General features: G+C 68.4%; 20 protein-coding genes, 1 tRNA gene and 1 pseudogene. 8 read left to right on the top strand and 14 right to left on the bottom strand.

The features are described from left to right. Positions 1-218: 218 nt before the first annotated feature. The 5 genes from PYS65_RS18605 to PYS65_RS18585 all read right to left on the bottom strand — a co-directional run bounded on the left by PYS65_RS18605 (position 219) and on the right by PYS65_RS18585 (position 4,942). Positions 219-449 (bottom strand): hypothetical protein, encoded by a 231-nt coding sequence (locus tag PYS65_RS18605; RefSeq protein WP_279335070.1) that lies wholly within the window; start codon positions 447-449, stop codon positions 219-221. 1,300 nt (positions 450-1,749) lie between these two features. Then, a complete protein-coding gene (locus tag PYS65_RS18600; RefSeq protein WP_279335069.1) occupies positions 1,750-1,998 on the bottom strand; it encodes a hypothetical protein in 249 nt (82 codons plus the stop codon). A gap of 331 nt (positions 1,999-2,329) precedes the next feature. Next, positions 2,330-3,253 (bottom strand): IS3 family transposase, encoded by a 924-nt coding sequence (locus tag PYS65_RS18595; RefSeq protein WP_279331602.1) that lies wholly within the window; start codon positions 3,251-3,253, stop codon positions 2,330-2,332. Further along, entirely contained in the window at positions 3,250-3,558 is a 309-nt protein-coding gene (locus PYS65_RS18590; RefSeq protein WP_279331601.1) for a transposase, read from the bottom strand. Before PYS65_RS18590 ends, PYS65_RS18595 begins: the two co-directional genes overlap by 4 nt. A gap of 514 nt (positions 3,559-4,072) precedes the next feature. Further along, positions 4,073-4,942, bottom strand: a complete 870-nt coding sequence (locus tag PYS65_RS18585; RefSeq protein WP_423836162.1) for a DUF6414 family protein — start codon at positions 4,940-4,942, stop codon at positions 4,073-4,075. Between the two features lie 171 nt (positions 4,943-5,113). Here PYS65_RS18585 and PYS65_RS18580 point away from each other — a divergent pair, with 171 nt between their 5' ends. Continuing rightward, a complete protein-coding gene (locus PYS65_RS18580) occupies positions 5,114-6,022 on the top strand; it encodes a hypothetical protein (RefSeq protein WP_279335067.1) in 909 nt (302 codons plus the stop codon). Positions 6,023-6,238: 216 nt separating this feature from the next. Here the strand turns inward: PYS65_RS18580 and PYS65_RS18575 are convergent, their stop codons facing one another. From PYS65_RS18575 to PYS65_RS18550, 5 genes and pseudogenes are all read right to left on the bottom strand, one after another. Continuing rightward, positions 6,239-6,547, bottom strand: coding sequence for a hypothetical protein (locus tag PYS65_RS18575; RefSeq protein ID WP_279335066.1), 309 nt, complete (start codon positions 6,545-6,547; stop codon positions 6,239-6,241). After that, positions 6,544-7,275 carry a GntR family transcriptional regulator gene (locus tag PYS65_RS18570; protein ID WP_279335065.1) on the bottom strand — a complete coding sequence of 244 codons (732 nt, stop codon included), beginning with the start codon at positions 7,273-7,275 and terminating at the stop codon, positions 6,544-6,546. Before PYS65_RS18570 ends, PYS65_RS18575 begins: the two co-directional genes overlap by 4 nt. A 234-nt stretch (positions 7,276-7,509) precedes the next feature. Next, complete coding sequence (locus PYS65_RS18560; protein ID WP_279335063.1) at positions 7,510-7,713, bottom strand: hypothetical protein; 204 nt, start codon at positions 7,711-7,713, stop codon at positions 7,510-7,512. Continuing rightward, the gene (locus PYS65_RS18555; RefSeq protein ID WP_279335062.1) at positions 7,713-8,009 is read right to left on the bottom strand and encodes a hypothetical protein; all 297 of its coding nucleotides are present in this window, start codon (positions 8,007-8,009) and stop codon (positions 7,713-7,715) included. Before PYS65_RS18555 ends, PYS65_RS18560 begins: the two co-directional genes overlap by 1 nt. 12 nt (positions 8,010-8,021) lie before the next feature. Beyond that, a pseudogene (locus PYS65_RS18550) lies at positions 8,022-8,299 on the bottom strand (hypothetical protein). A gap of 79 nt (positions 8,300-8,378) precedes the next feature. On the opposite strand from PYS65_RS18550, the gene PYS65_RS18545 reads away from it, so the two are divergent. Next, positions 8,379-9,134 carry a GntR family transcriptional regulator gene (locus tag PYS65_RS18545; RefSeq protein ID WP_279335060.1) on the top strand — a complete coding sequence of 252 codons (756 nt, stop codon included), beginning with the start codon at positions 8,379-8,381 and terminating at the stop codon, positions 9,132-9,134. 192 nt (positions 9,135-9,326) lie between these two features. Here PYS65_RS18545 and PYS65_RS18540 read toward each other — a convergent pair. Both PYS65_RS18540 and PYS65_RS18535 read right to left on the bottom strand, forming a co-directional pair. Continuing rightward, positions 9,327-9,413 (bottom strand) — tRNA-Ser (locus PYS65_RS18540). A gap of 64 nt (positions 9,414-9,477) precedes the next feature. After that, positions 9,478-11,022, bottom strand: coding sequence for a S1C family serine protease (locus PYS65_RS18535; RefSeq protein ID WP_279335059.1), 1,545 nt, complete (start codon positions 11,020-11,022; stop codon positions 9,478-9,480). Positions 11,023-11,360: 338 nt separating this feature from the next. Between PYS65_RS18535 and PYS65_RS18530 the strand changes: the two genes are divergently transcribed. From PYS65_RS18530 to PYS65_RS18520, 3 genes are all read left to right on the top strand, one after another. Beyond that, on the top strand, positions 11,361-12,188 hold the full coding sequence (locus PYS65_RS18530) for a glycerophosphodiester phosphodiesterase (protein ID WP_279335058.1): 828 nt from the start codon (positions 11,361-11,363) through the stop codon (positions 12,186-12,188). A gap of 280 nt (positions 12,189-12,468) precedes the next feature. Beyond that, positions 12,469-13,020, top strand: a complete 552-nt coding sequence (locus PYS65_RS18525) for an ATP-binding protein (RefSeq protein ID WP_387036497.1) — start codon at positions 12,469-12,471, stop codon at positions 13,018-13,020. Between the two features lie 208 nt (positions 13,021-13,228). Next, positions 13,229-14,194 (top strand): DUF5926 family protein, encoded by a 966-nt coding sequence (locus tag PYS65_RS18520; protein WP_279335056.1) that lies wholly within the window; start codon positions 13,229-13,231, stop codon positions 14,192-14,194. Positions 14,195-14,731: 537 nt separating this feature from the next. Here the strand turns inward: PYS65_RS18520 and PYS65_RS18515 are convergent. Then, positions 14,732-15,406, bottom strand: coding sequence for a bifunctional DNA primase/polymerase (locus tag PYS65_RS18515; RefSeq protein WP_279335055.1), 675 nt, complete (start codon positions 15,404-15,406; stop codon positions 14,732-14,734). Positions 15,407-16,045: 639 nt separating this feature from the next. Here PYS65_RS18515 and PYS65_RS18510 point away from each other — a divergent pair. Together PYS65_RS18510 and PYS65_RS18505 are read left to right on the top strand one after the other, a co-directional pair. Then, positions 16,046-17,560 carry a PP2C family protein-serine/threonine phosphatase gene (locus PYS65_RS18510; RefSeq protein WP_279335054.1) on the top strand — a complete coding sequence of 505 codons (1,515 nt, stop codon included), beginning with the start codon at positions 16,046-16,048 and terminating at the stop codon, positions 17,558-17,560. Positions 17,561-17,733: 173 nt separating this feature from the next. Continuing rightward, a complete protein-coding gene (locus PYS65_RS18505) occupies positions 17,734-19,245 on the top strand; it encodes an aminopeptidase P family protein (protein ID WP_423836102.1) in 1,512 nt (503 codons plus the stop codon). An 87-nt stretch (positions 19,246-19,332) separates the two neighbouring features. On the opposite strand, the gene PYS65_RS18500 is transcribed toward PYS65_RS18505, so the two are convergent. Next, positions 19,333-19,797: an ATP-binding protein gene (locus tag PYS65_RS18500; RefSeq protein ID WP_279335052.1), complete on the bottom strand. Its 465-nt coding sequence runs from the start codon at positions 19,795-19,797 to the stop codon at positions 19,333-19,335. A gap of 220 nt (positions 19,798-20,017) precedes the next feature. Here PYS65_RS18500 and PYS65_RS18495 point away from each other — a divergent pair, with 220 nt between their 5' ends. Next, positions 20,018-20,845: a hypothetical protein gene (locus PYS65_RS18495; protein WP_279335051.1), complete on the top strand. Its 828-nt coding sequence runs from the start codon at positions 20,018-20,020 to the stop codon at positions 20,843-20,845. Positions 20,846-20,975: the final 130 nt, after the last annotated feature.

Genomic DNA, 20,975 nt, shown 5'->3' with positions numbered 1-20,975 from the left:
CCCGTACACCATCGACCCAGGCAGAGCCGAGCAGACGCGGCCCAGGGGCGTCAAAGTCGTTCGTACAGTGGCGCGCTCCACCTTGACGCCCCTGAACCACGCCTGCTCCACGGTGTGTGGGTCGACGGCGTACGGGATGGGAGGTGGGGAGCGTGGTCGCTTAAGGGGCAGCGCAGCGTGCGGATGGTGTCCAGGCCGCACGCTGCAACTGAAGTTCCTTAGCTCTCGCTGTTCTTGCGGATGAACGAGGCGATCGTGAGGGCCAGGGTGAAAGCTCCTGCACCGGCGAACACTCCGGTGGCAGTGGCCGCGTACAGGGTCTGGTCACCGGCAAGGCGGCCAAAGATGCCGGCGGCGAAGCCGATATTGCCCGCGCCGAGGCCGAGGGACGTGACGAGCATCGCGCCGGGGACGGGCGACTTCTTGGACACGGCCTGTGTACTGTCCATTCTGGGTCCAGTCTTCTATTGCAGGGATGTGGGCCCACAGGGCCCGTCGGCAGACTGTGAGAGGTTGCACCGACGGGCCCTTGCGGTTGCATGAATCTTGCTGCCTGTGAGCGGCCGAATACCAACTTGATCAGGGCTTCTGAGACCCATCCCACACTCTCTTTACAAGCCGCATATCGGACATTCGCTGAATGATCATCAGGCACGTCGAGGCTTGATCGCGAAACGCAGCAGCTCAGAGGGTGTTGGAGCCCTCCAGGAGGCTGAAGGCTCCCTCCAAAAGGGCAGTTGAGAAGCATCTACGTGCCAACGCGAGGGTGACGGCCGGGGCGAGCATCGGCAGCGGATCTGCGCAGAGCTGCAAATCAGAGGTGCGGTGTCGGTGCGATCGGCAGATCTGTCAAGAGGCGTCCGGTGTCTGACATCAACGGTTGACACCAACAGACGCGGACTCCGTCGGTCAGAGCTGGACCTCAGCGGACCGTCGGCCGAGCGCTTCGAGCGGTTGACGGAGGTTCCTGTCATCCCGTGATCGACCTGATAAGGATGAGGCAAGATCTCGAAGCCAGCAACGGCCGCTGAGGAGCGGGGAGACGAGCTGCCATGGAGGGCCCGGCGTCGGCCAGGCGGAGCACCGGGCTCTCCAGATTGATCAGTGGTGGTGATGCCACCAGTACAGCGCGAACGTCGCGACCCCGCTCATGCTGGCTTTCACGCCCGCGCGCATCAGCTCATCCGCGGCGGAACTCAGGAGCCGGCGGAAGTGGCGTCGTGCACCTCGTTCGGCGAGGTTGGCGCCTATCCGGCGGGTTCCACGGACGGTGCGGGCGATCTTGTGCGTAGGCCGCTGACGGTGGCAGCGCCTACACTTTCGGGGGCTGGGAATGTCGACCTCCTTCGGTTGGCGTTTCTGACGGTGTTGGCGGCCTCCTGCGTAGGACCAGGGGGCCGCCGCCGTTTCCGGAGGAGGCCGTGGCCGCGTGCTCCATTTTGACGCACGCTGCTGACACTGGGCGGCACGCTCTAATGACCCAGCCTGGAGGAGACTTCCAGCAGATGACGGCCCATTACGCGTTCGCTTAAACTGGCCGTCGAGTGCTGACTCCCTGTGGTATTGGTGTCGCCCTCGTGGTGCGCACGGCATACGCGCAGGTCAGCCGGTTCACACGCATGTTTCACGTGAAACGGTGAAGTTCAGGAGAAGTGCGTGGCGCTGCTCCTCCTAGTCCCCCTCTACGCCCTTCTTGACGTAGTCAGACTTGCCGGAGGTGTGCAGCATGCCCACCGTGCAGGTCGGCCGTCATGTGTGCTCGATGCACATGCCGCCCAACTTGCCGAGCGCGTCGATCTCAGGCAGCACCTTGTCGGCGTCGTTCTCCTGGTAGACGAGGTAGCCCATCTCGCTGAACCTGCCTATAGGTCCCCACGTACACGCCAATACCGACCTCCACCTTGTCGATTGCAGCTTGTTGGTCATGGCGTCGAAGTCCACCCGGATCTCCGCGCCATACTTCACGTGCCTCGCGGGGTCCGCGACGTCACCCACCACGCAGGCCCGCTCGATGAACTCGATGGCGTACTCGTGCGTCTTGGCGAGGTTCCTCGCCCTCGATCTGGCGTCGGACCCGGGCGAGGCCGTGGGTCGACCAAGTGTCCGCAGTGTCGAAGAGGAGCAGCTCCCGCCACGGATCGCTCAAAGGTTCGATTTTAGGGGATGGGCTGCCCACTGGGAGGTCGAAGGAGGACTACGCGTACGGGAGGCCCGGGTTCTGCACAGAGGAGCGTGAGCAACTGTGCGAGTACATCGACCAGACCCTGAGCGAGCACAACATCGACGTGGCTGCCCTAGTGAGGTTCCCCCGTTGCTCGGGAGGGGCTGATCAGCTGGTCAGAGCGGGTTGGCGGGGTTTCAGGTTCACTCGTTCGGACGCTGCCTGCTCGGCGTAGTGCTTCTCTTCGAACTCGACGGGGCTGAGGTAGCCGAGGCGTTTCTGGATGCGCCGACTGTTGTAGAACCCGTCGATGTACTCGAAGAGCGCGAGGTTCGCCTCGGCCCGGGTGGCGAAGGTGCGGCCGCGGAGGCCCTCGGTCTTGATGAGCATCCAGAGGTTCTCCGCCAGGGCGTTGTCGTACGAGTCCCCGACGGAGCCCATGGATGCCTCAATTCCTGCCCGCACCAAGCGTGTTGTGAGCTTCACGGACGTGTACTGACAGCCGTGGTCCGCATGGTGAATCAGCTGGCCGGGCTCGACCTCCCGGGACGCGAGGGCGTACTCGAGGGTGGCCAGCACGAGGTCGGCGTCCGCGTGGGCGGAGGTCTCCCAGGCCACCACCCGACGGGAGAACGCGTCCCTGATCGCCGACAGCCACAAGGGTCCCTCAAGGGTCGAGATCATGGTGAGGTCGGTGACCCACAGCCGGTTCGGCCTGTCGGCGGTGAAGTCGCGCCTGACCAAATCCGGGGCGAGGTCGGCGTCCCGGTCGCGGCGGGTGAAGCCCTTGCCCGTCCGGCGAGGACTGATCCCGGCGAGGCCGGCTTCGCGCATGAGCCGTTCGACTCGTTTGCGGCCGACGTAGACGCCTTCGCGCTTCAGGACGGCGTGCACGCGGGGCGAGCCGTAGATTCCGCCGGAGTCGGTGTGGATCTGCTGGATCTGCCTGGTCAGCTCGGTGTCCCGGCGGTGCCGTTCGCACGGCTCCTTCTTCGCCCGGCGCCAGCGGTAGTAGGTGGAGGAAGGGATGTGCAGTTCCCGGAGGGTGGGCTCGACCTCCAGGTTCTCGTGCTCGTCGAGGAGCGCGGTCACCTGGGCCGGGTCGGGTCGAGCTGTGCCGCGAAAAAAGCCGAGGCCGTCCGCAGGATCTCGTTGGACCGCTTGAGCTGGGTGTTCTCCTTGCGCAGCGCGGCCAGCTCGGCGCGTTCGTCGCTGGTGAGCAGGTCGTCGCGTTCGCCGGCGTCGGCCTCGGCCTGGCGGATCCAGCCGCGCAGGGCCTCATGATGGACACCGAGTTCCTCGGCCATGCGGCGGATCACGGGCTTCGGCTCCGCAGTGCGGTACATCCGCACCGCGCGCTCACGCAACTCCAGTGGGTATTTCCTCGGGGCAGGCATCAGCAGGGCTCCTCTCTGTGAGTCCTACCTGACCTGCTGTCACCATTCTCCGCATCTCGGGGGAACCTCATAGCGGCACGAAGCGGCATCGACCGTGCCGAGATCACTGACTTCTGGCGGGATTGGTGATGGGGACGGTACAGCAGCGGAGTACAGCAACCACAGCAATCGTCCCCGCCCAGCAGTGGCCTCGGGAGACCACAGGGCAACCTGTATGACCGCTGTCGCCCGATCTCTGTAGAGCTACGGATCAGAAGTGGGGGCCGTCAATGCGACGGGCGGATCTGTCAAGAGGGCATTCAGCGCCTGACATCAGCGACTGACACCAACAGGCACGAACTTCAACGGTCAGAGCTGGACCTCAGCGAACCATCGGCCGAGGACTTCAGGCGGTCGAATGACGTCACTGCCATCCTATTATCGACCCGATAAGGATGAGGCTGATCCCTGAAAGTTATGCCCGTCAACTGACTAGGCCATTAAGAATCCACCAACCTCGCAATGCCAAGCGAGGTCAGTCGTCTGACTCAAGCTCCGACGTAATGAAGGATGGCTTGATTTCACGATAGACAGCGAGAGGAATAACAGAAACTGCTGGCCAACTCGGCGCTTCACTCAGCCCCATCCGCTCCATCTCTCGACTAGCCTCTTGGATCACCTTTTCCAGAATTCTCCGATCCAATTGCTCATCACTAAAAGAATCTTGGAGTTTCATCACGATACGCTCGAAGCGATTCCCCGAAGAGGCGGCGTCCCGCCGTGGAATCCTGCTGATGCTAGCTACAGTAGTCCATTCCTGCGGATCGGCACCCAGTCGCGAGAAAAGGACCTCCTTCTCACCAGAGAGGTACCCGCCAGGGTCAGAAATAACACCAGAATACTGGCATTCCCACTCCTCCTCGCCGCAAGGATAGACACGGAGCGTCAAGTGCTCCCCATACATCGACCGCACAATTTTACCTAGGTCCAGGGAAAACGAATCATCCTCACTGAATTCATCGAAAGCCGATGCGGATGCAGCAAACGCGGCAGGGTAGATCACAGCCGTCGGACCTGTTACCCGGATCAGCGAACTAGGGCGCAGCGCCTTATGGATTCGCTCACGATGCCAATTCTTCGGCTTCTTTGACACATCGCTTACATCAAGCAGCATTTTAGAGTATTCGGCCACCTCTTCCAGCATCGCCACATGGAGGTCAGCCAGGGAACGAACCTCTCGTTCTCCCGCTCGCACCTCACTCTTGGGCCCGTCGATTCCTACAAGGGATTCACTCCATTCTCGGGTGTGCTCTGACCGCCTCTCTTCCGGCAGCCCGGAGGAGAGTTGAGCTAGCAATGTACGGACCCTCGGGGTGTCGACGTAAAGGTACTCCCGCACGTTCATCTTCATTGAAGCGCCTTCCATAGAAGAGGGTTCCGTTTTCCGAAATCCACAGAGATGCAATCTCAATAGCTGAAGGTCACACAAACAGTCAAGTTCTGGCCAGACATTGACTGAACGTAACATCCGTAGACCCTTATGGAGAGATGGCCGAACCAAGGTAGAGTGCCCGCCGTGTATCTCAGCACCGAAGAGCTGTCTCTTCTTGAATACGTGTACGACGCGGTCGACCGTGATCTTTCAAAGCGAGTAGACCTTGAGGGGGCGCCATTTAACCCTGCAGCCATAGATGCCGCGTGGCGTCGATTGCAGAGCGCCGGCCTGCTTGAGCTGGCCTCGGGAATGGGGGATTTCAAGATCACTCATTACGGACTTAATTTCGTTTCCGAGCTCCGCGCGAAACGGCGAAATGGCCCCGCACGGACGGCCAAACTGCGTCTTGCCCTAATACATTGGCTCTATGAGCGGCACCTGGACGAGGATCAACCTGGGAGCACCGAGCAGTTCCTATCCTCAAATCGATCACAGTTTGCCGGGCAGCGTTTCTCTGAGCATGAAACTGCGAAAGCAGCACGATACCTGAAATCTGCAGGATTAATTGAGGGCACACAAGTCGATCAAATCGACCACTTGATCCGCCCCTCCTTAACTCCCGATGGCGTGAATTGCGCAGAAAGCGAGAAATCGGTGTCGGAATTCTTGAACTCATCTACACCCGAGGGTGGCACAACATTCAATGTCAGGATTGACAGATCGCAGAATGTAGCCGTTGGCACTCAATCGGACTTCACTCAGAACAACACATCCGGTATCGACCCGGCCATCCTTGCTCAGCTCATGCACTTCGCCACTGCCGCCCGTCAGGGGGTCCCTTCGTATGGTCTCGATGAAGGCCAACAAGTTGAGGTAGAGCAGCTCGCCGGCGAGCTTGAAGCGGAAGCAACCGGTGACACCCCTGATCGTGGTCGTCTTCGCCGCTTGACGGACAGCCTCATTGTGGCTTTGGCGCCTGCCGCTGGTTCTGCACTTGGTGGGATCGTGACTTCGCTGGGGGAGCAAGCTGCGGCTGCTATCGGTAGCTGAGTTCCCGATGGACTCTCCGCACCCCGTCCGCGCCAGATCGTGCGGAAAGCAGGTGACGGGCGGGCAGCATGCAGCACAACGGCCGCCAGCCGATTTCACATGGGCAAGCTCAGGTTCGTTTTAGCTGGGCTGCGCGAGGTCGCCCAGCGTCGACCAACAACAGAAGCCCACGGCATCCGACCTGGTCAGAGCCGTGGGCTTCTTCAGTCTCGCGGGTCAGCCGGACTGGTGATCAGTAGACCGGCTATTCATGCGGTGGCCGCGGCTGATTGCTACGCGGAGGGTGTCTCTCAGGGCTCCGGTCAGATCCTTCGCCAAGAGTCGTAGGTCGTCCGGCTGTGTATCGGCGTCGGCGAGCATGTCCAACGCCTGGTCCAGAAGTTCGGTTGCCATGCCGAGTTGTACCGATTCGGTGTTGTCGGCCAGGCGGGACAGGTAGCTGTCGCTGTCATCGGTGCTGAGGAAGCAGGGCTTGCCGTCGGGCCCTGTCCATGGGAGGAGCCGCAGCTCGTGTGGCATCGTCACCTTTCCGTCCTCTTCTCGTCGATCCCGTAGTGGGTGGTGAACACCGCGTCGGCGCGGTCCCCCGGCAGCACCAGGAGCGCGGCCTCGACCACGCGGCCGGCGGTGTCGGCCATCTGGCGTGTGATGGCGAGGACCGCCAGGGCAGAGCTGATCCGGAGGGTGGATGCCTCCTCCGGTGTCGGGAGTCGGACGCTGACCTTCTCCCGCACTTCAGCCGGCGGCGGGTGGAGCTGTGTCAGTTGCGTTGTCACCTCTTCGTACGGGAGCGGCTCGCGGAGCGCGGCGGCCGGCGCCAGGTCGCCGGGGACGTAGATGCGGGCCAGGCTGTGCGGTCTTTCGCCCTCGTGGCTGAGGCAGAGGAACTCGGTCAGGGGGCTACTGGCCGATACCTTCAGCAGGGTCGCCAGATGTCCGTGGGCCCGGATCCGGGTGGTGTGGACGGTGACGCTCAGAGCGGTGTCAGCGGCGGTCTGTCCGTCGGGGGTTCGTCCTCCTCCGACGTACGTGGTTCTGCGGAGGGGGCGGCGAACGAAGTTCCCCTTGCCGTGGGCCTTTTCGACGAGGCCTTCCACTTGGAGCACGGCGAGAGCGTTTCGGAGCGTTGGTGTGCTGACCCTGTATTGCGCGGCGAGGTGGGACTCGGAAGGGAGGCGTTCGCCGGGCTTGAGCCGGCCGGTGGCGATCCGGTCTCGTAGGTCATCGGCGATGGCGTCGCGACGCGAGGGCATGGGATGGATCACCGCCTCGCACTCTCAGGAGCCGTAGGGCGATGAGCCGGGTCCTCGTGTGCATGGTCAGCAACTCGCCTGAGTCGAACACGAGTCGTTTGGCTCCGCCGGGCAGTTGGAAGATGTCGGTCACCCGGCACTGCCGGCCTCCGACGTGGATGACGTCCCCGCGCTGCACGCTGGCTGTGGTGATCTCGACGGGGGAGAGCACCGCGCCGCTGGGCGTTCCTCCCCTCACCGCGCCGCCTCCGTCGGTACTTCGCGGTTGACGATCGTGTGGCACGGGCAGTCGCAGGACTCGTAGATCACCGGTACGTCGACCGGTGCGGTGGCCGGGGAGGACTCCGCGCAGGCGTGGTGCGTACCGATGTGGCAGGAGCTTGACCGGTAGGAGTCGGCTCCCGCCCGTGGGGTGTGGGGCTGTTGGCGAGGCGGCATCAGCGGTCACCCGCCGGAACGCACCAGGGACCGGCGAAGGGCGGGCAGGGCGCGGCCGTCGAGCGGTGCCGTGCACGCGCCTCGCTGGCCGGCACGTACGGGCGGACGAGCGCGGTCTCCTCGCCGATGAGAACGCCGGTGTGGTGTCGGCCGTGGCTCGGGAACAGCGGTGCGCCAGGGGCGAGCACGGGCGACGCGGCCAACGGCCGGGCGGGCGGTGCGGGGCGGCGGTGCCAGCCCTTGCGGGGGTGCCGCGCGCTGATGCGCGAGGCGGTACGGCGGATACGATTGAACACGCTGTTCAGCTCCTATCGCTGATGGTCCGGTCCCCGACATCGCCCGTCACGGGGACCGTTTTGCGTACGACCGCCCAGAGAGTTCGGTCGTTCGAACTGGTGGCGAGGAGTCCGAATCGGTTGGCCTCCGCCACCGCTTCCAGGACCTCCCGCCATGACCCGGCCGAGAGGGGTTCCGGCACCTCCGCCTCGATGACCGTGCAGTCGTCGCGCTCCTCCACACGGGTGGCGAGCCCGACGGCCGATAACCGGGCGGCGATGGCCTCCGCGCTCACCTCTGAAGCGGGCACAGGGCATCCTCCGGTCACCGGCGATCACTTTGAGTGAAGTTAGTTAACTAGATTAGAGCTAGTGGACTAGATTTTCCATATGCCTGAGCAGCCGCCCTATCTCCGCATCGCCGACGAACTACGGCGGCGGATCGCGGAGCACGAGTGGACGCCAGGGGACCGGCTCCCCTCCCGCGCGCAGATCGCCCAGGAGTGCGGCGTGGGCGACAACGTGGTGCGCCGAGCACAGGAGCTGCTGATCTCCCATGGCGTGCTGGAGGGCCGCGCCGGTTCCGGCACCTACGTCGCCGAGCCCCGGAAGCGCGTCCGGGTGGTCCGCTCGTCGGCACGCGAACAGCCCGACGGCTCACCGTTCCGCGCGGACATGAAGGCCGTGGGCAGGCAAGGGGATTGGGAGAGCCGGACCGACGCCAAGGTCCCGGCACCGGCGGAGATCGCTACGCGTCTCGGCATCGCCGAGGGGGAGCTGTGCGTCCGCACCGCGTACGAGTTCCTGGCCAACGGCAGGCCGGTGCAGTTGTCGACGAGCTGGGAGCCGTACGACCTCACCGCCGGCACCCTCGTCGTCCTCCCCGAGGGAGGGCCGCACGCCGGGGCGGGTGTCGTGAACCGCATGGCCGCGATCGGCATCGCCGTCAGCCATGCCGTGGAGCAGCCGGAGCCGCGGCAGGCGACCGCCGAGGAGGCGTCGCTCCTGGGCATCCAGAAGGGCTCATTGGTCACGCACATCCGGCGGACCTACTACAGCGACCAGGGGCGGCCCGTGGAGACCGCGGACATCGTGGTGCCCGCCGCGCTCTGCGAGATCGTCTACGAGATCCCGATCAGCCGGTAGTCGGTAGTCGGCTGACTCCGGCGCCCGTTGCCCATGCCCGCATGCCGTCGTCTGCGCGTGCCCTCTCCGTGCCCCTTCCGTGCCCGATCGAGCGGGAAACCACGGGGAACAGCGGGCAGCCACGGAGTCCGGGCAGGCGAACGGCCCCCGACCGACTTCCCAGGTCAGGGGCCGTTTGCACTGCTCTCAGAGCGGAGGCGGTGGGATTTGAACCCACGGTGACATCGCTGCCACGACGGTTTTCAAGACCGTTCCCTTAGGCCGCTCGGGCACACCTCCCTGCGCCGGCCGGATGATCGGCGGCGCGGGACAAGGGTAACGGGTCGGTGCGGGCGGGGTGAGGTCAGCTGTCGCCGATGCGGGAACCCAGGGTGAGTTCCGTGGTCTGCTGCTTGCCGCCGCGTTCGTAGGTGAGCGTGACCTTGTCGCCCGGCTTGTGGGTCCAGATCTCGCCGATCAGGGTCGGGCCGGAGTCGATGACGCGGTCGTCGAGCTTGGTGATGACGTCACCGGGACGCAGGCCCGCCCGGGCGGCGGGGCCGCCGGGGTCGACCGCCTCGGAGCCGCCGGCGCCCTGGTCGGTGATCTTCGCGCCGTTCGCGCCGTCCTCCAGGGAGACCGAGGCGCCGATCTTGGCGTACACCGGCTTGCCCGTCTTGATCAGTTCCTGGGCGACGTACTTGGCCTGGTTGATCGGGATGGCGAAGCCCAGACCGATGGAGCCGGCCTGTCCGGTGCCGAAGCCGCCGTTGCTGGTCGACTGGATCGCGGAGTTGATGCCGATGACGTTGCCCTGCGCGTCCAGCAGCGGCCCGCCGGAGTTGCCCGGGTTGATCGAGGCGTCGGTCTGCAGGGCACTCATGTACGAGGCCTGGCTGCCGGCGCCGTCGCTGGAGGCCACCGGGCGGTTCTTCGCGCTGATGATTCCGGTCGTCACCGTGTTGGACAGGCCGAAGGGCGCGCCGATGGCGATCGTCGAGTCGCCGACGGCGACCTCGTCGGAGTTGCCCAGCGTGAGGGGTTTCAGGTTCGAGGGGGCGTTCTTCAGCTTGATGACCGCGACGTCGTACCCCTGGGCGTGGCCGACCACCTCGGCGTCGTACTTCTTGCCGTCCGGGAAGGTCGCCGCGACCTTGCCGCCCTCGACGGCCTCCGCCACCACGTGGTTGTTGGTGACGATGTGACCCTGTGTGTCGAACACGAATCCCGTGCCGGTGCCGCCCTCGCCGCTGTTGCCCTGGGCCTCGATGGTGACCGTGCTCGGCAGCGCCTTGGCGGCCACTGCGGCGACCGTGCCCGGGTCGCGCTTGACGTTGCCGCCGCTGGTGGATGAGGAGACCGTCGTCGAGCCGTTGCCGTCGTTGTTCTTGGCCAGCGTGTATCCGAGGCCGCCGCCCAGGCCACCCGCGACCAGCGCGGCCACCAGGACCGCGGCGGCCAGGCGACCGCGCTTGCCGCTGCCGTTCTTCGGCGCGGGCTGCTGGTACGAGCCCCAGCCGCCCGCGCCGTGACCGGCGCCGCCGCCGTCGTACGACGGGGTGCCCGACGCCGGGGGCGGGGGCCAGGACGGGTCGGGGGCGGAGGAGGTGCTCGCCGGGGTTCCCGAAAGGGCTTCGGGCGGAGGGCCGGCGGGGGTCTGTCCCTGGACGCCGTGGCCTCCGTATCCGGGGTGATCACCGTATCCGGGGTGTTCCGGCGTGCTGTGGCCCTGTGCCGTTCCCGGAGCGGTCGGCGGGACCGGGGGCATGGAGGTCGTCGGGCCGGCCCCCTCCGGAGCCGGGCGCTCCTGCTGTGCCGGAGCTGCGGGAGCATCCATCGGCGTGGGCGGTACGGACGGGGCCGGGGGTACCGATGCGCCCTCGTTTGTGCCCTCGTTCTCGATGCTCACAGCTCTCTCTCCTCGATCCACGGATGTTGTCTCGATCACACTCGGTCGCACCCGGTCTCGCCCGTTCACGCTTATTCACACTCATTCGCGCTCGTTCACGCATGTCGACGGGTCCGGCGCGCTTCAGCTGTGCGTGTCTCTTTGTATGACGTCAGCTTTTCCCATGGGCCGTCAGGGCACCATAAGCCGTTCCTGTGGGTGCGAGACCATTCTTCATACAGGGCATTACTCACCAAGGGTGCACCATCGCGATGCCTCCGATCAGACGACCGCACCGTCCGCGCCATCGACGCCCGGACGACCGCACAGGTACCCCCGTGCGGTGGCACCATGGCGCGGTGACCCCTGCACGTCAGCGCCCGACCCAAGTCGTCGCCCACCGCGGAGCCTCCGAGGACGCTCCCGAGCACACCCTGGCCGCGTACCGCAAGGCGATCGCGGACGGTGCGGACGCGCTCGAATGCGATGTACGCCTGACCGCCGACGGTCATCTGGTCTGCGTCCACGACCGTCGCGTCAACCGTACGTCCAACGGCCGCGGTGCGGTTTCGGCGTTGGAGCTCTCCGATCTGTCCGCCCTGGACTTCGGCTCCTGGAAGACCCGTCATCCGCTCGGTGGGCGCGTGGAGGAGCCCGACTGGGTGCACCGGCCGGAGGACAGGGAGGCGACCTCCGTCCTCACCCTGGAAAGGCTGCTCGAGCTCGTCGTCGACGCCGACCGCCGGGTGGAGCTGGCGATCGAGACCAAGCACCCCACGCGGTGGGCGGGACAGGTGGAGGAGCGGCTGCTGCTCCTGCTGAAGCGGTTCGGCCTGGATGCCCCCGGCGCCGCCGAGGAGTCCCCGGTACGCGTGATGAGCTTCTCCGCGCGGTCGCTGCACCGCGTGCGCGCCGCCTCGCCGACCCTGCCGACGGTCTACCTCCAGCAGTTCGTCTCGCCCCGCCTGCGCGACGGGCGGCTGCCGGAGGGCGTGGACATCGCGGGCCCCTCGATCCGGATCGTGCGCAGCCACCCCGCGTACATCGAGCGACTGAGGCAGTCCGGCCACCAGGTGCACGTGTGGACCGTGAACGACCCGGAGGACGTGGACGCCTGTATCGACCTCGGGGTGAACGCCATCATCACCAATCGCCCCCGCGCGGTACTCGACCGGCTCGGCCGCTGACCCGCGCAAGGCCCCACCCGGCCCCCCTGGGCCTGCGGAGCCTGCGGGATTCGTGTGACTCAAGTGGTCCGTGCAGGGCTCTTGACCGGGCGGCCCTCCCGGAGCATCCTCACATCTCGGCCACATCGACGAGATCCAGCCACCTGGTCACAGGGAGTGCTCCGGCGCATTCGGTGCGTGCCCGATCGTTCAAGTGCCTCACCGCACACGGACTGGCCGGTTTCCGGTTCGGGCCCGTGGGGCATTCACACCGTGGCGTGGGGCGAAGGAGGTCTCGGGGGTGGCGTTGGTGGTGGCACAGGAAGTGCCCACGTCGTCGAGCATGGCCGTACCCCATGGCCCTGCGGGCGTGGGAAAGGCGAGGCGCCGTATGCGCCTGCAACTGCGCGACGGCGGAGTGGCGGACACGGTCATCGACGATGCCGTACTGATCCTTTCCGAACTGCTGAGCAATGCATGCAAACACGGCCGGCCCCTGGGCGGTGCCCTGGCCGGGGACGGTGCCGTCCGTGCGGCCTGGCATGTGCATCCCTGCGGCCGGCTGATCGTGGAGGTGACCGACGGCGGCGGTCCGACCCGCCCGGCGCCGGCCACCCCGTCGGTCACCGCGCACGGCGGCCGGGGACTGAACATCATCACGGCACTGGCCGACGACTGGGGCGTACGCGACGAGGTGCCCGGCGAGGTCACGGTATGGGTCGTCGTCCACGAGGACGTGCACGACCCGGACGCCGGGCACCGGCGCGACGACTTCGCCACACGGGTGACGGCCCCCGCGGTGTCCGAGATGCCGGGGCTGGAGTTCGCGGAAGCCTTCGACACCTTCGACTGACCACGCCGCCGCGCGGTGATCCCTCGGCCCTCCCCCGGCCACCCCCCGCGCGGTTCTGCGCGCCTCGGGCGACCCCGGCCCCGTACGGCTCACCCGTCACGGCCCGCCGTCCGCGGGCGGCACGTCGTCCACAGGGTCCCGTCGGTCGCGTCGTGAACGGCTAGGCTCCCGCCCGTACGAGACGAGCCGTAACCGGGAGACACCCACGATGGCCAAGAAGCGCCCCCAGACGAAGGCCAAGCGCCCCCAGCTCACAGAGGGAGAGATCCCGGCCGTCGGCGCCCGTGAGCCCTGCCCCTGCGGCAGCGGCCGCCGCTACAAGGCCTGCCACGGCCGTGCCGCCGCGCACGCGGTGACCGAGCTGGTACACCGTCCGTTCGAGGACCTGCCGGGCGAATGCGACTGGGTGGCACTGCGCGAGCTGGTGCCGGCTGCCACCGTCGAGCTGCCCCTCAAGGGCGGCCTGCCCGAGGGTGTCCCGTCGGTCACCCTGGCCACGGTGCTGCCGATGGCCTGGCCCGCACTGCGCCGCGAGGACGGCTCGGTCCTCCTCGGCCTGCAGAACGACACGTCGTCCGGTGACATCAGCCGCGACCTCGCCGACACCCTCCAGCGCGCGCTCGACGCCGCCCCGGGCACCCCGGTGCAGGCCCGCCGCGCTCCGGCCGAAGGGCCCCGCCTGCAGGATCTGCTGGACCTCGAGGGCGCGTTCGAGCCGGTGGTGCACAGCGGCTTCGAGTTCTGGGTCCCCGACGCGGAGAACGCCACGCCGGACGTGACCGCCTCCCTGGAGCGGGCCAACGCGGCGGCCATCCCGACCGTCAAGCTCTCGGGCGTGGACGCCGCGTACTGGTGCGAGACGCCGGAGAAGAACCATCTGCGGTGGGTCATGCCGCACCCCGAGGAGCAGCTTCTGGACGCCTTGGCGCGACTGCACGCGGCGGGCCGGTCCTCCCTCGGCGAGGGCACCCGTCTCGTGGGCTCCTTCCGTGCTCACGGGCTCACGGTCCCGGTCTGGGACCTGCCCAGCGGGGTCGGCGCCGAGGATGTGGAGAAGCCGGCGGCCGAGTTCGCCGAGCGTCTCGCCGCCGCCCTGGCCACCGAGGCTCCGCTCACCGCCGACGAGCGCCGCGCGCGCGGCGGGCTGACCAACCGGCAGGTCACCCTCAGCTGAGACACGCCGAGAGGCGTGTCGGCACGGGCACGCGCGCCGGCTGACCGGGGCGCGTGCCCGTGCCGCCGGAATCACCGGCTTCCTTCACAACTTCCGGTGTGGACAAGCCAGTCGGTGACGGAAAAGCTGAGTTCGAATTTGCTAACGGCCGATCTCTTGTTACCGTTCCAGTAGCCCGGTTGCTGGTGCATCCCCCGTCGCCAGCAACCGGGTCTTTGCGTGACCACCGTTGCTGACAGAGCGCAGTCGCATGTCAACCGGCGTTCTCCACCGGTGAGTTGCTCCCGGTCGGACGCGCCCGCCGACGACAGGGCGACCCCGCAGACGGTCACCGCGCCGACGCGGGCGAGGGCGGGAACGAGGGCGAACGGACTCTTCCAGGGCCCCCGGCGCGGCCCCGGCTTCACGGTGCGGTCCCGGCGTCGCGGCTCCCCAGCGCCCCGGCGTGACGGCGCGGACCCGGACGTGACGCCTGCGAGGCTCCGGGAAGACACGCGCCTCAGCGGATGCCGGGCACGGCTCACGCACCGACGGCCGCTACAGCTCGGGCGCGCTCACGCCCGTACGGGTGAGGGCCTCGACCACGGCGTCCACCACGGCCTCGACATCGGGCACCCACGGCGAGGCGGAGCCGGGCAGCGGCGCGCGCTCCCAGCGGACCCCGCCCCGGCCGGTACCGGACGGGGGCAGGGCGAGGTAGCCGCCCTCTCCGTGGAAGCGGAGGGAGCCGGGGACGAAGTCCTGGGCGTAGAGCAACTCGCCCAGTTGTTCCAGGGAGTACGGCTTGACCAGGATCGACCAGCGGTCCGGCGCGGCGACGACCGGGCCGAGCCGCATGCCGAGGCGGTCGAGGGCGGCCAGGGCACGGGCGGCCGGCACGGCGGGCAGGGAGACCGCGCAGGGTGCCCTGCCCCCGGTGGCCAGGACGACGGGCGCCGTGGGCCGGTTGCCCCACCACCAGCGCACCATGCGCGCGTCGGTGGTCGCGGCGAGCAGGCCGGGGTCGAAGGGATGAGCGCCCGGCACCGTGCATTCGGGGTCGGGGCAGCCGCAGCGGGACCGGCCCTGCGGATCCGCCGCCACACCCGGGAGCACCGGCCACCGCCAGTCCGAGGCGAAGGTCAGGGCCGCTTCGATCGGTTCGGGCCCGCTGTCGTCACCCTGGGACAGAAGCCTGCGTCGCCTTCCGAGCCTTCCGAGGATCTCGCGCATGAGCGCTCGTTCCTTTCCGTTGCACGCCTGGCAACACCGTGGTCCACGTCACAACATGAGTCGATCACTGCACTGTGCGTACCTACTGTGCGTACCTGCTGGCGCATCACACCCCCGCACCGGGCAAGGGGAGCCCCCAGGGGCCGAGGCCGAGCAAGGGCTGCCTCCACGGCCGTACCACCCATACCGCGTCGAGCAGAAGCATGGGGCCGGCGTGGGGTGGCGAAGTCTGGCGTTTAGCGTCGCGCTTGTTTCTCTCCGCCTCCGCCACGGGAGGATGGGGCACGGTCGTCGGTGGTTAAGACGCCCGGGTCCGTCGCCAGGTTCCCGGGTGATTCCCAACCACCCCCGGCCTTCACCGAGTACGTACCCATCACTACCGCTGTGACGCTCCGTCGAGCGAGCCCAGTCGACCGCAATCAGCCTCCCCCTGAGGCAGTTTCAAGCCAAGTTCGCTTTTCGGCAAGAGGTCGGGAGTGAGTTCCCTCCAAACCCACGGACACCAGGAATACCAGCAGGACAATGCTGGACATCTCCTTACGAGTACGTGTACATGTGGAGACACTGCCGGCGACGCAGAATGACATGGGGGTTTGCGATGCTTTCGAGCAGTAAGTACCGGACGGAAAGCCGGACGCCATGAACGCCCCTCATCCTCCGAAAGTGGCCGGAATCGATTCAACGGTTCCCGCACCCGCGCACACTGTCGCGTCCGTCGCCACGGGTACCTCCCCGGCCGCCCCGGCACACCCCCAGAACGCCCCGGGCGCGCTGCTCCAGGACCGTCTCGCGGGGTGGGTCTCCGACCTCACCACCCTCCACGAACTGACCGAACGCCTGGCCCGTACGCGCGCCCTCGACGAGGCACTCCGGGAAATGCTGCGCGCCGGTGCCGCCCTGGTGGGTGCCCGGCGCGGTCTCGTCGCCCTGGAACCCGCCGACGGCTTCGGCCCGGACCACCTGATCGGCCTCGGCCTGGCCCACGCGGACCTCGGTCACATCGAGACCGTCCCGCGCAGCTCCCTGCCCTACGGCAGGATCCTGGACGGACTGCCCGGCGCCGACGACGGCATCGCCGAGCCCGACCTGCTCGCCGAGAAGGGGCTCGACCCCCGGCACCGCGAGGTCGCCGCCCGCCTCGGCTACGCCGCCAGCTACACCCTGCCCCTCGTGCCGAAGACGTCCGAGCCCCCTGAAGCCTCTGAAACCTCTCAGACCCCCATGTCCTCGGAGACCTCACGGCTCCCGTACGCCCCGCGTACCGCAGGGCCCGGGCTGCGCCTGGGCGCGGCGGCGTGGCTCTACGACGAACCGGCCGAGCCGTCGGAACGGCAGCGTCATCTCGTCGGCCTCTACGTCCGGTACGCCGCCGAGCATCTCGCCCGCCTGCTGGAACTCGAGCGCACGCGCGCGTCCATGGCCACCATGTCCGAGGAGCTGCTCCCCTCGCGCCTGCCCCGGATCCCCGGCGTCCAGCTCGCCGCCCGGCACCGCACCTCCGCGCACGGCGGCGGCGACTGGTACGACGCGCTGCCGCTGCCGGACGCCGCCCTCGGCCTCGCCGTGGGGTCCGTCACCGGGGCGGGGCCCAGCGCGGTCGCCGCGATGGGCCGGCTGCGGGCGTCCCTGCGCGCGTACGCCGTGATGGAGGGCGAGGATCCGGTCGCCGTCCTGTCCGACCTGGAACTGCTGCTGAGGCTCACCGAACCGGCCCGGTCGGCCACCGCCCTGTTCGGCTACTGCGAACCCGCGCTGCGCAAGATCACGCTGGCCGGTGCCGGGCACAGCCCGCCGCTGCTGATCGGCGAGCGCCGCACCGAGTTCGTGGAGACGTCCGTCTCGGCTCCCCTGGGCATGCTGGCCTGCTGGGAGGCGCCGAGCGTGGAGGTGTACCCGGAACCGGGCGAGACGGTTCTGCTCTACACCGACGGGCTGCTGCACCGCACCGGCGACCCCACCGACCGCGCCTTCGCACGGCTGCACGCGGCGGCGGCAGGGGTGCCGCAGGCACTGCGCCGCGACCCCGGTGCGATCGCCGACCACATCCTGCGCACCGTGCTGCCCGAGGGCGCGACCGCGTCGAAGGCGACGGGCCCGACGGCCGCGACGGACTCCGCGGAGGACGTCGTCCTGCTGGCCGCGCGGTTCGAGTAGCGGCAGGACGTCCGAAGCGCCCGGCGACCGGTCCGGGACGTCATCCTCCGCATGCCCTCGGTAACGGGTCCTTCCGCTCTGCGACTGTTTCGCCGACGACCGTACGATGGTGGTGGCCCCCCTGCCCGGACGAAACCGCGAGCTCGGGGGAGTCCAGAGCCTTACCAAGGAGGATGACCGCTGTGGCAGAAGAGCTCCCGACCGCGTTCGACCAGGCTGCCGACCCGGCGGGCCCGGAAACCGCGGAAGGCCCGGAGACTGCCGAGGAAGCGCCCGTCAAGCAGCGCAAGAACGGCCTCTACCCCGGCGTGTCCGACGAGCTGGCCGAGAACATGAAGAGCGGCTGGGCCGACACCGAGCTGCGCGACCTGGAGCCGATCCCCCAGGCCGCCGAGACGGCCGCCCGCCGCGCCGCGCTGTCCGCCCGCTTCCCGGGTGAGCGCCTGGTCGTCCCCGCGGGCAACCTGAAGACGCGGTCCAACGACACCGAGTACGCCTTCCGCGCGTCGGTCGAGTACGCCTACCTCACCGGCAACCAGACGGAGGACGGCGTCCTCGTCATGGAGCCGACGGACGACGGCCACAAGGAGACGATCTACCTTCTGCCGCGCTCGAACCGCGAGAACGGCGAGTTCTGGCTGGACGGCCAGGGCGAACTGTGGGTCGGCCGCCGCCACTCCCTCACCGAGGCCGAGCAGCGGTACGGCATACCCGCTTCCGACGTCCGCGAGCTGACCGGCGCGCTGCGCAAGGCCACCGGCCCCGTACGGGTCGTGCGCGGGTACGACGCCGGGATCGAGGCGGCGCTGACCGACAAGGTCACCGCCGAGCGCGACGAGGAGCTGCGCGTCTTCCTCTCCGAGGCACGGCTGGTCAAGGACGCCTTCGAGATCGGTGAGCTGCAGAAGGCCGTCGATTCCACCGCACGCGGCTTCGAGGACGTCGTGAAGGTCCTCGACAAGGCCGAGGCCACCAGCGAGCGCTACATCGAGGGCACGTTCTTCCTGCGTGCCCGGGTGGAGGGCAACGACGTCGGCTACGGCTCCATCTGCGCCGCCGGCCCGCACGCCACCACCCTGCACTGGGTGCGCAACGACGGCCCGGTCCGCTCCGGCGACCTGCTGCTGCTCGACGCGGGCGTGGAGACGCACACCTACTACACCGCCGACATCACCCGCACGCTGCCGGTCGACGGCCGCTACAGCGGGCTGCAGAAGAAGATCTACGACGCCGTGTACGACGCCCAGGAGGCCGGTATCGCGGCGGTCAAGCCGGGCGCCAAGTACCGGGACTTCCACGACGCCGCGCAGCGGGTGCTGGCCGAGCGGCTCGTCGAGTGGGGCCTGGTCGAGGGGCCGGTCGAGCGGGTGCTGGAGCTGGGTCTGCAGCGCCGCTGGACGCTGCACGGCACCGGGCACATGCTCGGCATGGACGTCCACGACTGCGCGGCCGCGCGCACCGAGACCTACGTCGACGGCACGCTGGAGCCGGGCATGGTGCTCACGGTCGAGCCGGGCCTGTACTTCCAGGCCGACGACCTGACCGTGCCCGAGGAGTACCGGGGCATCGGCGTCCGCATCGAGGACGACATCCTGGTCACCGAGGACGGCAACCGGAACCTGTCCGCCGCGCTGCCCAGGCGGTCGGACGAGGTCGAGGCATGGATGGCCGCCCTCAAGAGCTGACGAACGCCCGTCGGCCGGGCACCACGAGTGGTGCCCGGCCGACGGGCGTTCAGGGGCGCGAGCGTGTCCGGAGCTCCGGCGGTGCGGTCAGACCGCCATCAGCGGCGCGTCCTTCCGCCATTTGAGGATCTTGTCGAAGCTCACCACGGCGCCGTCCAGCCCCGGTTTGTTGCCGATGTGGACGTGGTCGGCGAGTTCCTGGATGAGGCAGAGGCCGCGGCCGTGTTCCGCGTCGGACGGCACGGGGCGGGTCGCCGGGCGTACGCGGCCGCCGGTTCCGGCGGGAAAGCCGGGTCCCGCGTCGGCGACCTCGATGCGGCACTTCTCGCCGTCGAGGTAGGCGGTCACCCGGTACGCCTCCGAGGAACCGCCCCGGGCGGCGTCCCCACCGTGTTCGACGGCGTTCGCGCAGGCCTCACTGAGGGCCACGGAGAGGTCGTAGGAAATGTCGGGGTCGACGCCCGCGGTCTCCATGGCGCCGATCAGCAGACGCCGGGCGAGCGGCACGCTGGCAGCGTCGCGCCGCAGATGGAGTGACCACCAGATGCTCATGCTCCAGCCTCCCGGCCGCGGCTCGACATACCGTTACGTATTGCCCTGCGTGCCCGGTTGTAAGCGTGCAGTTGACGTGACACCCCCCATACGGCGGGCGCGCCGTGGAGCCGAAGGGTGCATGTGGGACGGTTGATGACAGAGGTGATCTTCCGGTCGTACCGCATCTTGCGGACCTGCCGTACAGCGGCGGCGGGGCCAGTGCGATGATGAGGCCGCCATGACTGCCCCCCACCCGCGCACGACGCGCTCCGGACGCGGGCTCCGGACCCTGCGGGCCGCGGTGTTCGCCGCGGTCTGTGTCGTGCTGGCCGGGGCAGGTCACACCCTCGCCTCCCGCGCCGCCGTTCCCCTGTGGACCCTGGGCGCGGGATTCCTCGGGACGGTCGCGGTCGCGGCACCGCTCGCCGGACGCGTGCGCTCCCTGCCGGGGATCGCGGCCATGCTGGCGGCCGGTCAGACCGTCCTGCACATCGTGTTCGGCATCGGCCAGCACGGCGCGGCGGCCCCCGCGGACGCGGCGTCGCCCCTGTCCGACGCCTCGCTGATCGAGCAGGCCGCACGACTGATGTGCGGCACCACCGCGGCGGCCATCAGCCCCGCGCAGGCGCAGCGCATCCTCATCGACGCGCGGATCCACCCCGGCGCGACCGGCGACACCCACGCGCACGCCCAGGGGGACGCACTGTCCTCGGCCGCGGTGGACTCGTCGGTGCCCGCACTGCTGCCGACCCTGCCGATGCTGCTCGCGCACGTCCTCGTGGCACTCGCCACGGGCTGGCTGCTGCGCCGCGGCGACCTGGCATTGCTGCGGCTGACCGAACTGTCGGCACACGGCGTCGCCGAAGGCGCCCTCGTACGGTCGCTGCGCGCGGCACTCGCTCTGGTGCTCGCCCTGCGCGCGGGCCTCCCGGGGACTTTGCCGGTCGCCCCGTGCCCGGTGCGCACCGCACCGCCCGCGCCGCCCGTACCCCGTACCGCCGCACTCCAGCACACGGTGATCCGCCGAGGCCCGCCGGCCGGTGCCGCACTCGCACTCGCCGCCTGACACGACCGGGCCGCACTCCGCCACCGCCGGACAACCGGAGGAGGAGAGGGACGCCGGCGCGCGGCACGCGTGTGCGTCTGCCTCCCGCGTGTTCCTCGCGTACTCCTCGCGTGTTCCTCACGTGTTTCCC

It is taken from the genome of Streptomyces cathayae (genome assembly GCF_029760955.1).
In the GTDB taxonomy this organism is placed as follows: Bacteria; Actinomycetota; Actinomycetes; order Streptomycetales; family Streptomycetaceae; genus Streptomyces; species Streptomyces cathayae.
This window is presented reverse-complemented; position numbering and strand designations above follow the sequence as displayed.